Source organism: Capnocytophaga sp. G2 (assembly GCF_035282625.1).
Lineage (GTDB): Bacteria > Bacteroidota > Bacteroidia > Flavobacteriales > Flavobacteriaceae > Capnocytophaga.
The window spans coordinates 37559-54116 of record NZ_JAYKBU010000009.1; the positions used below are offsets into that span (position 1 = coordinate 37559).

The 16558-nt window shown below is 37.7% G+C and carries 9 protein-coding genes; 7 read left to right on the top strand and 2 right to left on the bottom strand.

The window, feature by feature from the left end:
* The first annotated feature begins 16 nt into the window (after positions 1-16).
* The 6 genes from VJJ03_RS06505 to VJJ03_RS06530 all read left to right on the top strand — a co-directional run bounded on the left by VJJ03_RS06505 (position 17) and on the right by VJJ03_RS06530 (position 10403).
* Positions 17-1630, top strand: coding sequence for a SusD/RagB family nutrient-binding outer membrane lipoprotein (locus VJJ03_RS06505; protein WP_009745265.1), 1614 nt, complete (start codon positions 17-19; stop codon positions 1628-1630).
* Between the two features lie 104 nt (positions 1631-1734).
* Positions 1735-2766, top strand: a complete 1032-nt coding sequence (locus tag VJJ03_RS06510) for an MbnP family protein (RefSeq protein ID WP_323974530.1) — start codon at positions 1735-1737, stop codon at positions 2764-2766.
* A gap of 300 nt (positions 2767-3066) precedes the next feature.
* Complete coding sequence (locus tag VJJ03_RS06515) at positions 3067-6165, top strand: SusC/RagA family TonB-linked outer membrane protein (protein ID WP_323974531.1); 3099 nt, start codon at positions 3067-3069, stop codon at positions 6163-6165.
* 20 nt (positions 6166-6185) lie between these two features.
* Entirely contained in the window at positions 6186-7865 is a 1680-nt protein-coding gene (locus tag VJJ03_RS06520; RefSeq protein WP_323974532.1) for a SusD/RagB family nutrient-binding outer membrane lipoprotein, read from the top strand.
* Positions 7866-8063: 198 nt separating this feature from the next.
* Positions 8064-9644: a F0F1 ATP synthase subunit alpha gene (atpA, locus tag VJJ03_RS06525; protein WP_323974533.1), complete on the top strand. Its 1581-nt coding sequence runs from the start codon at positions 8064-8066 to the stop codon at positions 9642-9644.
* A gap of 78 nt (positions 9645-9722) precedes the next feature.
* The gene (locus VJJ03_RS06530) at positions 9723-10403 is read left to right on the top strand and encodes a DUF2625 domain-containing protein (protein WP_009745270.1); all 681 of its coding nucleotides are present in this window, start codon (positions 9723-9725) and stop codon (positions 10401-10403) included.
* A gap of 305 nt (positions 10404-10708) precedes the next feature.
* Here the strand turns inward: VJJ03_RS06530 and carA are convergent, their stop codons facing one another.
* Complete coding sequence (carA, locus tag VJJ03_RS06535; RefSeq protein ID WP_323974535.1) at positions 10709-11827, bottom strand: glutamine-hydrolyzing carbamoyl-phosphate synthase small subunit; 1119 nt, start codon at positions 11825-11827, stop codon at positions 10709-10711.
* Positions 11828-11984: 157 nt separating this feature from the next.
* A complete protein-coding gene (gene ccsA / locus VJJ03_RS06540; protein WP_323974537.1) occupies positions 11985-15143 on the bottom strand; it encodes a cytochrome c biogenesis protein in 3159 nt (1052 codons plus the stop codon).
* A gap of 91 nt (positions 15144-15234) precedes the next feature.
* On the opposite strand from ccsA, the gene VJJ03_RS06545 reads away from it, so the two are divergent.
* Positions 15235-16542: a cation:proton antiporter gene (locus tag VJJ03_RS06545; RefSeq protein ID WP_009745273.1), complete on the top strand. Its 1308-nt coding sequence runs from the start codon at positions 15235-15237 to the stop codon at positions 16540-16542.
* The last annotated feature ends 16 nt before the right edge of the window (positions 16543-16558 follow it).

The following is a 16558-nucleotide window of genomic DNA, read 5'->3' on the forward strand; positions in this document are numbered from 1 at the left end:
TAATATAGAACAAGATATGAAACGAATATTAACAATTATTTTATGTGGAGTCGGACTACTTTTAGGTAGTTGCGAGAAGGATTTTGAAGAAATCAATACCAATCCTAATAAACCAGAACAGCCACTTCCAACAGCTTTGTTCAATGGTTCTAATAAGCTTCTGCTTAAGTATACGCGAAATTATACAACATCAGGAATGATGTTTCGTTCTTGGATGCAATATACCGCTCAGGATACTTATACTAAGGAAAGCCGTTTCCTATATCGTGATTATGCAGGGGACTACTTATGGCGTTTCCCTTACCAAGTGGCAGGTGGATATAAGGATATCATAGAACTTAATACCAATCCTAAAACGAAGGAACTCATGGCTGCTTATGGGAAAAATGAGAATCAAATAGCAGCTGCTCGTATCATGATGGCTTATGCTTTTTGCATCTTAGTGGAAACCTTTGGGGATGTTCCTTATTATTCTTGGGGAAGCCGTGATAATCCAAGATTCCAAGCATTACAACTCAATGAGCATATCTCTCCTGTATATGCTACTCAAAAGGAAATCTATACAGATTTGTTTAAAGAGTTGAAGGATGCCGCTGCTCAAATAGTAGATGATGCTTATGTATTCAAAGAAGGTGATTACATCTTTGGAACTCCAGAGAAAATGAAACGTTTTGCTAACTCCTTACGTTTGCGCCTTGCCGTACGTTTACATAATGCTCAAGATGGTGAACTTCAATCATTAGCTAATGAAGCTCTCAATGAACTTAAAGGAGGAGCTACAGTAATGCAAAGCAATAGTGATACTGTGGAATTACAGTTTGATAGTGACGATACCAACCCTGCTCCTATCTATAAAGAATATTTTGTAGATAATCGTGTGGATTATTCTCCATCCAATAGCTTTGTACAACTTCTAAAAGGACAAAGAGGTAATTTTGGAGTAGATCCTCGTTTGCAAAAATATTTTGCTCCTAAAGGAATTACTAAATATCAAGCCAGAGATGGAAGGTATACTGAAAGTAATAACTTAGATGATTATATAGGAATGCCTTATGGTATGGATGAAAGTATGGCTGACTTCCAATTCAAATCAGGAGCTGCGGTTTCTTTTTTCAGTAGTAAAATACTTCAACCAAATTATGCAGAGGTATTTATAGAGTATTCTGAAGTATGTTTCTTACTCTCTGAAGCCAATGGATGGGATAATAATTGGTATAAAAAAGGAGTAGAAGCTTCTATGGAAAAATGGGGCGTGGATACTGCAAAAAGAACAAGTTTCTTAAGTACACTCGCAGCAGCCAATGAAGAAAATGTACTTACTCAAAAGTATATTGCTCTTTACATGAATCCTAATGAAGCGTGGGCAGAATATCGCCGTACAGGTTATCCTCATACTTTGATAAAGGTAGGAGAAGAAACAGACTTGAATATTCCTACAGAAGCAGGACAAACAAAGTATGTGTTTAAGTCCTTAGTAGCAGATGTAAATGATATTCCTGAACGTATATACTACCCTGTGGCATATAAAGTAATCAATAAAGAGAATTATGATAATGCCTTGAAATCTATGGGAATGACTACAGATATCATGACCAAAAGGCTCGCTTTTGATAGAGGTATTCGCCGCTAAATAATGAAATAAAAGAAGCTGGATAAAAGAAAACAGCTTCTTTTATTAAACAGGTATTCAAATATATATAGAAGAAAATTAAAAACAAATTAATTTGAAAGATAATGAAAAATTTAAAAATATTTTTTGCAGTGGCGACAGCCGCTACAGTACTTTCTTCTTGTAATAAGGACCCTAAAGAGGACTATACACTACCTCCTGTACAAGATGTAGGAAAAGTAACATTGGAATTTAAGAATTATTTTGGGAATGAACCTCTTCAACTTAATCATTCTTACACCTCTAACGGACAACAGGTTTCTTTTTCAGAAGTAAAGTATGTAATTACTAATATCTCTATGATAACCAAGGATGGTACAGAAGTGGTATATAATCAAGAGAATTTAGATAAAGCAGGATATATTATCAGTCAAGCAGCTGAGGCTTCTCAGACCTTCGTCCTAGATACAATGGCGGCAGCTAAATACAAAACAATCCGATTTGGATTAGGAATAAAGGAAAACTTGAATGACCTTGAAGAAGCTAGAACTAAGTTTCCTGCTTTCTATCGCCTTTCCCAAGAACAAGATATGCAATGGGCATGGTCAAATAATTTCCTCTTCGCAAAGATTAAGGGTACTTATGGAGGTAGCAATGATCTTGCTGTCCTCATAGGAAATGGACAAGAAGGAAAGAAATTACATTCTACTTGGAATGCCAAAGAAGGAATAGATAGGGTAGATGTGAATATAGTTAATGGCAAAGAAGTAAAGAGAAAATGGAAACAAAGTAGCCGTAATGCTTTCCGTTATATTGTCTTGGACTTGCCCGATAACTTCTCTCTTGCCAAAGGAGGAAATGCTAAAATTACTATTAAGGCGGATTTGGATAAGCTTCTCAATGGAGCTAATAAAATAACCTTAAATGCAAAGATTCCTGAAGGTCAAGAGAATATGGATATGGCACTACGTATCATGAATAACATAGGAGGTCGAAATAGCCTTAGTAATAAAGGTATCCGTATAAGAAAAATTAAAGATACAAGTGTATCTCCAGATGTTGATTTGGAAAATGTAGCTGATAATACTGTGGTTGTGAATTCAGATGCACATAAAGTGGATAGTAAAGGAATGTTTTCTGTACTAAGTGTTCAATAATCATATCAATTTAAGCTAATAAAAGCCGGGTTATTCAATTTCTTGAATAACCCGTTTTTTTAATGGAGAAATATGGATTCATTAATAATCTTTTGTAATGAAAAGGTAAATTATAAAGGATGAAAGTAACTTATAGTTATTCAAGAGAATCCTTCTAAAAAATATAGTTATAAATTATAAAATATTTATATATTTTTATATTATTTAACGCAATATTTTATATCAAAAAAATATGTGATTAAGGTTTCAGATTTGGTAGAAAAATCGTAAATTTGCGCCACTAATGAACATACAAGAGATATGAATTTAAAAAAATTATTCTTATTGTTTTGCTTTGTCGTAACGACAATGACCTTCGCTCAACAGAAGATCTCTGGGAGCGTAAAAGATGGTGCAGGGAAACCTGTAGCGGGTGCCAATGTAACTGTGTTTGGAACTACCCGCATGGCTAAAACTAACACTGATGGGGTGTATTCCATTTCTGCCAAAGAGGGGGAAGTGTTACAATTCACCTTAGCAGGGTATAAAAGTGTAGAAGTTAAGGTAGGACTTTCCTCTACTATTGATGCTGTACTCCTTCCTTCTGTAGCTCAAGATGGTGGAGAAGCAGGAGCCTTAGGAATTAAGCGTGATAAAAACGCTGTAGGGTATGCCACTCAGAAAACAGAAGCTGACCAGGGACTCTCCGGTAATGTTGCTGGGGTACAAACCTCTACAACTTCTTCTATGGGAGGGAATACCAATGTAACTATTCGTGGAGTAGGAAGTATTACCGGTAGTAACCAACCACTTATCGTTATTGATGGAGTGCCTATGGCAACCGTGGGAGATTCTGATAGTAAGTTTGGGGATGCTGCTGGAGATATTAACCCTGAGGATATTGAATCTGTAACAGTCCTTTCAGGAGGAGCAGCTACTGCCCTTTATGGTAGTCGTGGTGGAAACGGAGTAATTATCTATACTACCAAATCCGGTAAGGCAGGAAAGACAGCTATTGATGTAAAATCTTCTGTTTCTTTTGAAAGAAATTACATCGCTCCTAAGTTACAAAATGAGTATGGTGGAGGTAGATCTCCTTCTTTCCGTACTTATACTGTGAACGGGAGAGATTATAATGTACCCGCTTATGAAAGTGATGAAAGTTGGGGTCCTAAATATGATAATCAACCATACCTTCCTTGGTACGCTTTTGATAAGGAATACCTCCCTCAGCATTACTTGAAGGAAGTGCCTTGGAGAGCTCCTAAGAATGATGTAGATAAGCTTTTTAGAACAGGGCTTAATGTAGCTAACTCTGTTTCTGTATCCCGTGCTATAGGAGGTACAAACTTGCGTTTCTCTTTAGGAAATAATGAAGTAACAGGAGTTGTTCCCAATACTAAACTTCAGAAAACAAATGTATCTTTCAGTTTTAATTCTACTTTAACCAAGAAATTGAAAAGTGAAGGAGGGTTTAACTATATTATTACCTCTCGTGATAACCCAGAGAACTCTTATACAATGAAGAATCCTATCTCTAAGGTGCTTTATGCTTGGAGTCAACGTCAATTGGACGTGAAAAACTTAGAGAATTATTATAAAGATCCTAACGGAAACCAACGTACATGGAATAGAAAATCAGCAGCTGATGGATCGCCTCGTTATACCGATAACCCTTATTGGACACTGTATGAAAATACAAGTAATGATAAGCGCCATCGTTTCTTTGGAAATATAGGATTTACTTATAATTTTACAGATAACCTCTATTGGGTAGGAAAAATCTATGGAGATATCTATAACTTGAATACAGAAAAAAGAGTGGCAGTAGGTTCTAAGGAACAATCTTCTTATGAAACAGCTAATTATACCAATTCTGATTTCAACTATGAAACACGTTTGCACTACACACCAAAACTTGGTAAAGATTTTACTTTGACCGGTTTTGTAGGATTAGCACGTCGTGAAGGAAGATATCAGTGGGTAAAGGGGCAAACCAATGGTGGATTAGTCCTTCCTAATTTCTATAACTTGGAAAACAGTGTGGAAAAACCTTCTTCTACTAATTACCGTAACTGGAGACGTACCAATAGTATCTTTGGAATGGTTTCTTTTGGTTACAAAGGAATGGTATTCGTAGAAGCTACAGGGCGTAAGGATTACTTTTCTACAGTATCTGAACCTGTGTTCTATCCTTCTGTAACAGGTTCTTTCGTGTTTACCTCTGCTTGGAAAAGCAAACCTTCTTGGTTCTCTTATGGTAAAATACGTGCAGCTTGGGCTCAGGCAGGTAATGATACCGCTCCTTACCAGTTGGTTACTTACCCTACTATAGGGTTGCCTTTTAATGGAAATCCTAATTACCTACATCCTTTTACACAGAATAATCCTAACTTGGTACCTGAAATTAAGGAAACCAAAGAAGCTGGTTTGGAATTGCGTTTCTTTAATGATCGCCTCTCAGCCAATGTTTCTGTATATGATATTCTTTCTAAGAACCTTATTATTCCACTTCCTGTGGATGGAGCTAACGGATATATATATAAGATGGTTAACAGTGGAGAAATGTCCAATAAAGGGATAGAGGTATCTCTTTCAGCAACTCCTGTGAAAATGGGTAAATTCTCTTGGAATGTAAGTTGGAACTTTGCTAAGAATAATAACAAATTGTTAAAACTTTATCCAGGAACCACTCGTTACAAAATTACCAATGATAGTTCAGGATTAGTTTCTCTTTATGCTATTGAAGGAGAGGCTTATGGACAGCTTTTTGGTAGAGACTTCGTGTATGATAGTAAAGGAAATAGATTGGTTGATGCCAATGGTAAATACCTTACTTCAGAACCTAAGGCTTTAGGCTCTATCATCCCAGATTATACTATGGGGCTTAAGAACTCTGTCAAATATGGTCCTGTAACTTTATCTTTCTTATTTGATTTCCAAAAAGGAGGAAAATACTTTGCTAATGCTTATATGCTTGGTATGTATACAGGTACTTTACGTGAAACTACTATTCAGGGTATGCGTGATATAATAGATAAAAATGGAACAAAGGATCAAAGGGGAATTGTTGTACCTGGAGTATTCGCTCCTGGAACTCCTAAAGCAGGGCAACCTAATGATAAATCCATAAGTCCTAAAACCTATGGAAGCCTCTTCTATCGCGGAGTGGACTCTCAGAATATTTTTGATGCTACTTACTTTAAGCTCAGAAGTGTAACACTCTCTTATGATGTACCACTTGCAGAAAAGAAGCATATCAAAGGTCTTAATATCTCTCTCTTTGGAAATAACCTTTGGACTACAGGTCTTGACTGGGATGGTATGGATCCTGAAATTGCTGCCTCTAACAAAGGTATTGGAGAGACATCCTTGCCTTCTACTCGTTCCTTTGGTATGAGTATAGGTTTAAAATTATAATAACAAAATAGACAACGAAGATGAAACGAATATTATCTATTATATTATCTGGAGCAGGATTATTGCTTAGCACCAGTTGTGAAAAGGATTTTGAACAAATCAATACCAATCCTAATAAGCCTAAAGCCTCTCTTTCCTATGCTTTATTCAATGGCTCTAATAAGAGGCTTATGGATTACACTCGTTATTCCACTACTTCTGGAAAGCTTATGCGCTCTTGGATGCAGTATACTGCACAGACCGCTTATACTAAGGAAAGCCGATTCCTTTATAGTGATTATTCAGGAGACTATATCTGGCGCTTCTGTTATCAAGTAGCAGGAGACTATAAGGAAATTATAGAACTTAATATGGATCCTGCAACAAAGGTGAAGACAGCTCTCTATGGAAATAATGATAACCAGATTGCAGCATCTCGTATCTTGATGGGATATGTCTTTAGTCTGCTTGCAGAAACTTATGGAAATGTACCTTACTACTCTTGGCATGGAAAGGATAATCCTAAATTTCAGGCTTTACAATTGGAGAAATACATCTCTCCTGAATATGCAGACCAAAAGGATATTTATATGGATATCTTAGAGGATCTTAAAGAGGCTGTAGACCAAATCAAAACTACAGATGCTGATGGTAGAGCTATTAAGAATGTATTTACTGCAGGAGATGATCTTTTCAGAACTCCTGAAAAATTAAAAAGATTTGGTAATTCCTTACGCTTGCGTATTGCCATGCATCTTTCAAGAGTAAGGGATACAGAGCTTAAGAATAAGGCTCTGGAAACTATTCGGGAAATAACAGTAACCAATCCTGCTAAATATCCTGTAATGCAATCCAATGCAGATACAGTGGAACTTCCTTATGAAAGTAATGATACCAATCCTTCTCCTATTTATAAGAACTATTTCGTAGATAGAAGAACTGACTATTCTCCTTCCAATACACTTGTTGAGATACTTAAGGGAACCCGAGGAGCCAGTTTAGGTTTTGGAGTAGACCCTCGTTTGCAGAAATATTGTGCTCCTAAGAATACTTCCTTGAGCGTGATAAAGGCAGGTTCTTATCAAGAAACAGATGATCTTACCAAGTATGCAGGAATGCCTTATGGAATAAATGAATCTTATAGTGATTCTCAGTTCAGTTCAGGAAGGCTTGTTTCTCTTTTTGCTTCCAAAATCCTTAATCCTAATTATGCAGAAGTATTTATGGAATATTCAGAAGTATGTTTCTTGCTCTCTGAAGCTCCTTATGCTTTAGGAGGTGCTTGGGATGATGCCAAATATAAAGAAGGAGTAAGGGCTTCTATGGAAAAATGGGGAGTAGATGCTACTAAGATTACTGCTTTTGTAAATAGGCTTCCTGCTGCTACAGAGGAAACTGTGATGACTCAAAAGTACATTGCTCTTTATATGAATCCAAATGAGGCTTGGACTGAATACCGACGTACAGGATATCCTAATATTCTTATAAAGAATGGAGATGTGAATCCTCTGTTAGAGAATGTAACAAATGCTCAAACACATGAGGTAGTAACCACTTATACATTTACCTCTTTGGTATCAGGAGTGGATTTTCCTCAACGCCTTCAATATCCATTGACTTATAAAAATATTAACTTAGCTAATTTCCGAAAGGCTTTGAAAGATATGGGTATGGGAGATAGAGACTTTATTGGTCAAAAACTTATTTTTGCAAAACAATAAGTAAAAAGATGTTTTCATAATTGTGAAGGGTGGTTGCAATTTTGCAACTGCCCTTTTTTATGATTGAATTGGCGTAAAGAAACAATTGATTAATTTTATGTTTTATATGATTTTTTTTTGTATCTTTGCACGTTATCTTTTATAAGATACGTTAGAGTATAATTAATCATAACTGAAGAATATTCATAAATAGAAATAATGGCACAAATAAAGGCGGCTGAGGTTTCAGCGATTCTTAAAAAACAATTAGCAAACTTTGATGCTTCTGTATCCTTGGAAGAGGTAGGGACGGTGTTAGAAGTAGGAGATGGGATTGCTCGTATTTTTGGTCTCTCCAAGGTAGAAAATGGAGAGCTTGTCCACTTCGAATCTGGACAAGAAGGAATGGTGCTTAACCTTGAAGAAGACCATGTAGGGGTAGTACTCTTAGGCTCTTCCACACAGATAAAGGAAGGAGATATAGTAAAGCGCACCAAGACTATTGCCTCTATCAAAGTGGGAGAGGGAATCGTTGGGCGAGTTATCAATACTTTAGGAGAACCTATTGATGGAAAAGGACCTATCTTAGGAGAACTCTATGAAATGCCTTTTGAACGTAAGGCTCCTGGGGTTATCTATCGCCAACCGGTGAATGAACCTTTACAGACAGGAATTAAAGCTATTGATGCAATGATTCCTATTGGACGAGGACAACGTGAACTTGTCATTGGTGACCGACAAACAGGAAAAACAACAGTATGTATTGATACCATCCTTAATCAAAAAGAATTCTATGATGCAGGCAATCCTGTATATTGTATCTATGTAGCCATTGGACAGAAAGCCTCTACAGTAGCAGGAATAGCTAAGACTTTAGAGGATGCAGGAGCACTTGCATATACCACTGTTGTGGCAGCCAATGCTTCTGACCCTGCTCCTATGCAGGTGTATGCTCCTTTTGCAGGAGTTGCTATTGGGGAATATTTCCGCGATACAGGTCGCCCTGCCCTTATCATCTATGATGACCTTTCCAAACAAGCAATGGCTTATCGTGAAGTATCGCTCTTACTTCGTCGTCCACCTGGACGAGAAGCCTACCCTGGAGATGTATTTTACTTACACTCTCGCCTTTTGGAACGTGCAGCCAAGGTGATTAAGGATGATAATGTGGCACGTAATATGAATGATCTCCCTGAATCCATTAAGCATCTTGTCAAAGGAGGAGGTTCCCTTACAGCACTTCCTATTATTGAAACCCAAGCAGGGGACGTTTCTGCCTATATCCCAACCAATGTGATTTCTATTACTGACGGACAGATATTCCTTGAATCTGACCTCTTTAACTCAGGAGTGCGCCCAGCTATTAATGTGGGGATCTCTGTATCCCGTGTGGGAGGTTCCGCTCAGATCAAATCCATGAAGAAGGTTGCGGGTACTCTTAAACTTGATCAAGCACAGTTCCGCGAATTGGCAGCTTTTGCTAAGTTCGGCTCTGACTTGGATGCCGCTACCAGTAATGTGATTGAGAAAGGAAAGCGTAATGTAGAAATTCTCAAGCAGTCGTCCAATGACCCTTATAAGGTAGAAGACCAAGTAGCAATTATCTATGTAGGGTCTAAAAACTTACTTCGCCAAGTGCCTGTGGAATGTGTACGTGAATTTGAAAAAGATTTCTTGGAGACCCTTCGAGCTACTCATGAGGAAACTCTATTGCAGCTTAAAGCTGGGAAAATTAATGATGAAATCACAGCTGTATTGGACAAAGTAGCCAAAGAAGTAGCACAAAAGTATGTAAAATAGAATATTATTATATTAATATCAATAGAATATTGCCTTACACCCACCCTTGTAAGGCAATATTTTTATAAGACTAAGAGAATGAGAACATTAGGAGAACTGATAAATAAAGAAGAGCCTGGTTGGAACTTGGTGCAAGAGTGGTTACAGAATGCTACGAATCCCTATGAAGTACTCCCTCGGGATACCAAGCGTGCGGAAAAAGAACTGCTTAATGCACAGGTAACTACACGTTCGCCCATGGGAGCTATTATTTATCAAACAGGAGGAATTCTTATTGATAGTGGCTGGATACGTATCTTAGGCTCCGGCTCTGAAAGATTAAATAGAGGTATGTTCGAGTGGAATAAAGGAAAAACTTTTGAACATTATGGAGAACCTCCTGTATTTTTATTGGTTGCAGATGATGTTCTTGGTGGGTTATTTGCAATTAATGGTGGTGCTTTTGGTCAAGAAGGTTTGGGAAAAATATTTTACTTAGCTCCAGATACACTTTCTTGGGAGCCTATGAACTGTGGTTATTCAGAGTTCTTTAACTGGACTTTACAAGGAAATGTACACCAGTTCTATGAGCCTTTCTATTGGAAAGGATGGCGGGAGGAAGTCACTAAGCTCAGAGGGAATCAAGCATTTTCGTTTTTTCCTTTCCTTTGGACAAAAGAAGGTAAACAGATAGAGACTCTTAGCCGAAAAGTAGTTCCTATGGAGGAGAGCTATCGCCTTACTATGGATATGCAAAGACAACTCTCTGAAAGAGAATAATGAGAGTCCTTTCTCTCCTAAAAACAAGGGTTACAAATGTAAAAGTAGCACATCTCACAATTATAATTAGTGGGGGATATACTACTCTGTAATTTTTGTTCTTAGCCAGAGGATTCCCTAAAAAATAATACTATAGAAAAAAGATTGGATAGATTAATAAAAAGTTACACTCCTCCTGAAAAAATAATAAAAGAAATGAATGCCCTAGACTATTCAGAAAGGATGATAAGAGAGAACGATAGGTTCCAATACTATTCTGAATGGTTAAATCAACTAAATGAATTTCTTAAGAAACTTAAGTAATCTTATATTTTCTTACTATTTTTGTAAGTTTCTATATTATTGATGAATAAATCAAAGAGATAGCTGGCATCGTGAGGACCTGGAGCGGCTTCAGGGTGATACTGTACACTGAATACAGGATGGTTCTTAAGGCGAATGCCCGCTACAGTACCATCATTCAGATGTAGATGGGTGATTTCTATATTAGGGTTTTTCTCCGCTAATTCCTTATTAACAGCAAATCCATGATTTTGAGAGGTAATCTCGCTTTTCCCCGTAAGGAGGTTTTTCACAGGATGATTGATTCCCCTGTGTCCATTGCGCATTTTGTAGGTAGGTACCCCTTGAGAGAGCGCAATGAGTTGGTGTCCTAAGCAAATTCCAAATATAGGCTTGCCACTTTCAATCAGTTGTCGGGTAAGAGCTATTACTTCGGTCAGAGGTTCAGGATCGCCAGGACCATTAGAGAGGAAGTAACCATCAGGAGCAAAAGAAGTAAGCTCTTCAAAGGTAGCAGTATGGGGGAAGACCTTGATATAAGCATCCCGAGCAGCTAAATTTCGCAATATATTGCGTTTAATTCCTAAATCCAATGCTGCAATCCGATATTTAGCATGTTCTTCTCCTACAAAATAAGGCTCCTTAGTAGAAACTTTAGGAGCTAAGGCTAAACCTTTCATGGAAGGTTGCCCCTTGAGTTGGGCTTTGAGCTCCTCTATATTGTCAACTTCGGTGGAGAGTACAGCATTCATACTACCGTGGTCACGTATGTAGGATACCAAGGCACGTGTATCTACTTCACTTATGACGAATAAGCCTTGTTTTTCTAAGAAATCACCTAAGGACTCGCAGGCAGAGCGTGAGCCAAATTCACTAAAATTACGACATACTAAGCCAGCAATCTTTACCCCATCGGATTCATTTTCCTCCTCAAGAGTTCCATAGTTACCAATGTGAACAGTAGCTGCTACCATAATTTGTCCAAAGTATGAAGGGTCAGTGAAAATTTCCTGATAACCAGTCATCCCTGTATTAAAACAGATCTCGCCAAAAGCACTTCCTACCTTTCCCTCTGCTTTCCCATAGAAGAGAGTACCATCCTCCAAGAGAACAATCGCTGGTTTTTTTTGTGTATATTTCATAGATTTAATAAGATAAAAGTTTGAACTTTGTCTCTGCAAAAATACAAAATAATTGTCAATTTATCAATCGTTTGTAGTACCTTAAAATTCCTATAGAGAATTATTTCTTTCTATTCAGTAAATTTTTCTAAAGAACATATATCTTCAGGTTATTTTCTCAAGTAGTGGCTTCTATTGTTATTTTTCTCTTCCTAACAAAAGATACTATCCCCAAAATAAGTACAAATGCTATAGCATAGTATACGAAGTTAGGGGTAATTACCTTCTCTCCACTGGCATAGCTATGCAGTCCAGAGAGGTAGAAGTTTACTCCAAAATAGGTCATTAGGATACTGGCAAAAGCCACAACGCTAGCAAAATTGAACCCCCATACCCCACGCAAAGAGGGGACAATACGCATGTGAATAACAAAAGCATATACCATGATACTTACTAAAGCCCATGTTTCCTTAGGATCCCAACCCCAATAACGTCCCCAGCTTTCATTTGCCCATTGAGCTCCTAAAAAGTTTCCAATGGTAAGCATAATAAGCCCTACGGTTAAGGAAAGTTCATTGACGATGGTAAGCTCATCAATAACAAGTTTAATTTTTTCTTTGTTCTTCTGGGTTGTGAAAATGATAAGGAACAGATTCATAATTCCCAGTATCATTCCTAAGGTGAAGGGTCCATAACTACCTACAATTACTGCAACGTGAAGCATAAGCCAATAGCTATTGAGTACAGGCTGTAGGTTACCTATGGAGGGATCCAGCCAATTCCAATGGGCAATCATCAGAATCATGGAGGTAACAAAAGCAGTAGAAGCAAGGCTCAAGGGTGAGCGCCGAGCAAAACAAAGCCCTATCCCCATTGTCGCCCAAGCTACATAAATCATGCTTTCATAAGCATCACTCCATGGAGCATGCCCTGAAATGTACCAGCGAAAAGCAAGTCCTATGGTATGCAAAGTGAAGAGGAAGAAAAGCAAAATGGTACATATATTAGAAAGAATACGCAAGGTTTTTCGTTCCTTAAAGATACGAATAATCAAGATAACGAACATAAAGGTACCCACATATAAGTACCAACTAAAAAGGCTCTTGAAGACATCATATTTGTTATAAAGAATTTCTGCATTGATTTTCTCCTCTGAAGGTATAACATTCCGTCCTACTACTTTTTGATTTTCCTTCAGTAGTTTTAGTATTTGATCCGCTTGAGTATAGTTACCTGTTTGGGTAGCTTCTTTTAGAGAGGTGAGATACCATCGGAAGGAATTTTTGATAAAGTTCTCTTCTAGAGAATCTTTGACATAAGAGGGATTTTCATAGAGATCCAAAGGAGCTATCCATTTGTTATTCAGTGTATCTCTTAGAGGAAAAATACGCAACATACTCCCTGAGAGGGCACGCTCCAAAAGGTGAATTTTCATATCTACTTCCTTGAATTCCTTTTGGAATTGATTAGGGTTATTGGTGGCATAAGCCTCTCTGAGATAAGGTTCTAATTTGTTCTGATAATCCTTATCTAAGAAATCTAAAGCACGTACACGCTTAAGTCCCTTTTCTACCCCTAATATCTTGTGTAAGCTGTCATTATCTTTTTTAATATAGAAGAAATCCACATTGTACCATAGCTGGCGGTTTAGGAGCATGGAAAGAAATACCTGATTAGCATCCAAGCCACGGAAGGAATCCGCTTTACTTACTTTCCTAAGCAGTTCGGAGGCAAAGGTATTGATGGGCTTCATACGACCATCTTCATCCTGAATGACTAAGTGGGCAAACTTATCTGCATGAACTCTATCTACAGTATTAGCTTTTAGAAGAGAATCTATTTGCTTGGAAGTCAGTTCAAAGGAGTCATGTTGTGCATATACTCCTACGGAGAATAATAGGAGAAAGAGGGTCATGAGTCCTTTACGCTTTTCTTGGAGTTTTCTAAGCTTTTGGCTTAGCTGGACAAAACGTGTCCTCCCAAAGAACATACTAGCTATAAGACCTATATAAAGGAGAGTATAACCGATATAAGTTAGAAGGGTCCCCCAATAGTCATGATTGACAGAAAGGACAGTTCCTTTTTCATCAGGATAGAAGTTAGCTTGAAAGAAGCGATATCCTTTATAGTTAAGAATATGATTCATATAAATATCATATTTAAAAGTTTTTTCGGGACTACTTACCGTTACTTTACTCTTGAAAGAGGAGTAACTGCGCTCGGTACCTGGGTATTTTTCGGCAATAAAATCATTTAACTTAATCTTAAAGGGTAGGGGAGTGCGTACCGATCCATAGTTAAAGTGAAAGGTAAGTCCACCAACCTCTACAGAAGTAGTCGGATTAATTACATCTCGCCTACCCAAGACACCAATAGTTTTACTCTCTCCTGATGAAGTAACTTTTAGGATAATAGCGCTCTCATCCGAAGGAGATCTTCTTTTTTCTGGAATAGAGGTAAGTTGCATTCTCCCCCTTTTCAGAGGTTGAGGAAATACAAAACGCATACCCGCTAAGTTATACAGGGAGCGGTATTGTAAGGCTTGCATGCTATCTTTAGCCACTTCGTATACTTTCTGGTCGCTCATAGTCATATAACTCCCTATAAAAGGGCTACTGATATAGCTTCCTTCGGGAGTAATCTGTAAGTTGATAGCTCCAAAGGTAGGTTTATTCAGGGAGAACAGGATTCCATGTAGGGATAAGGTAGTACCTACTTTAAGGTAATGCTCATGTCCCTGACTATCACCAGAGCTTTCTACAATCTTGAGATAATCATCTCCATTGGAATCTTCTACAAAGGTTTCTTCAGCATTAGCAATAAATTTTGTGAGTTCTATATGAAAATCCTTCCCCTTGAAATCGGAGTCCCAACTATAGGAATTAGAAGTGAATTCTGAGAAAAGAACTGGTTCTTGCTTGGCTTTACGCAAAGGTTTTCCTTCGAAGGTACCATCCACTTGGGCGGTGATATAGGTCTGTTCGGAGGTATAGAAATCAGCTTCTTCTCCTTCACGTAAGGCTAATTTTCCTTCATCACTGAGGTATCGGGTAATTCCTGCTCCTATAATGATAAATACCCAAGAGGCATGTAGGACAAATACTGCCCAATTTTCCCGTTTTAAGAGGCGATATCTATCTATATTCCCGATGAAATTTACCACAAAGAGAGCCATAATAAGTTCAAACCACCAAGCATTATAAATCCATATTTTGGCAGTGTCCGTATTATAAAGAGTTTCTACAAAAGTACCTATGGCTAAGGCAGCTGCATAAGCTAAGAAAAGTACTGCCATAAGTCGTGTGGAAATGAGAATTTGTGAGAGTTTCTTAAGCATTTCTTCTTATATAAATCAAGTGCAAAAATAGCTATTTTTCGCTAATAAGGAATAAAAAAATTTTTGTATTTTTGCCCAAATTAAAAAAGATATGGAATTATACTATGCTTTCTCAGTAATTATTGTATTGGCAGCCTTGTTCTCCTATGTGAATGTAAGATATGTGAAACTTCCAATGACCATCGGAATTATGGTTATTGCTATGATGGTATCGGTAGGGATACGCCTTTTTGGGGAGACTATTTTCACAGGACTTTCTCATAAACTTGAAACCCTTTTGGAAGGCTTTAATTTTACAGAAATTCTGATGAGTGCTATGCTTAATTTTCTACTTTTTGCAGGGGCATTGCATATTAATATATCTGATTTAAAGGAATATAAACTTCCTATTTTTACTTATGCTACTGTAAGTGTTGTACTTTCAGCATTTTTTATTTCAGCACTATTGTTTTATATAGCACCTTTAGTAGGGATTCATATTCCGTATATCTATTGTCTACTCTTTGGAGCTCTTATCTCGCCTACTGATCCTATTGTGGTCTTAGGTGTTCTCAAGCAGGCAAATGTACCTAAACGTATTGAAGCTAAGATAACAGGTGAATCCCTCTTTAATGATGGAGTTGCTGTAGTGATGTTTGCAGTAGTGCTTAAACTTGCTACCGATACTTCTTTTGAGCCCTCTTTTAATACGATTACTAAACTCTTCTTGATAGAGGCAGGTGGAGGTGTTTTTCTAGGGGTTCTCTTAGGTTGGGTCGCCTCTGAGATGATGAAAAAGGTAGATGACTACCATGTAAGTGTTCTGGTGACTTTGGCGGTGGTTATGGGTGGTTTTCTCATAGCAAAGGACTCTCATGTCTCCTCTCCACTGGCTATGGTTATTGCAGGACTTTTCATAGGTAATGTAGGGAAAAAGGCTAATAGTGAAGAAAATAGGGATTATTTAAGTAAGTTCTGGGCGATTGTAGATGAAATTATGAATGCTATTCTGTTCCTCTTTATTGGTTTTGAGATGCTTCTGATAGATAACCTCAATGAACAACTTCTTTTAGGAGGAATAGCTATTATTGTTTGTCTTCTGGGACGTGCTCTGGCAATTTATATTCCTGCCAAGACAATCCTTAGAAAGGTAAGCACTTATTCACAGGGCTCTCTAATCACTATGGTATGGGGTGGAGTACGGGGAGGAGTTTCTATCGCCTTGGTACTTTCTATTCCCCAAGATCATGGAGGGTTTAAGGAAACTTTGCTACAAATCACTTATATTGTGGTGCTTTTCTCTATCTTAGTGCAGGGACTTACAATAGGGAAGGTTGCTAAGGGGGCACTTCACCGGGAAGAAGTCATGGTGAGGCTGAAAAGAATCAAAATGATACAAAATCGCAGAGAAAAAGAATAACTTGTTTTTTTGAATA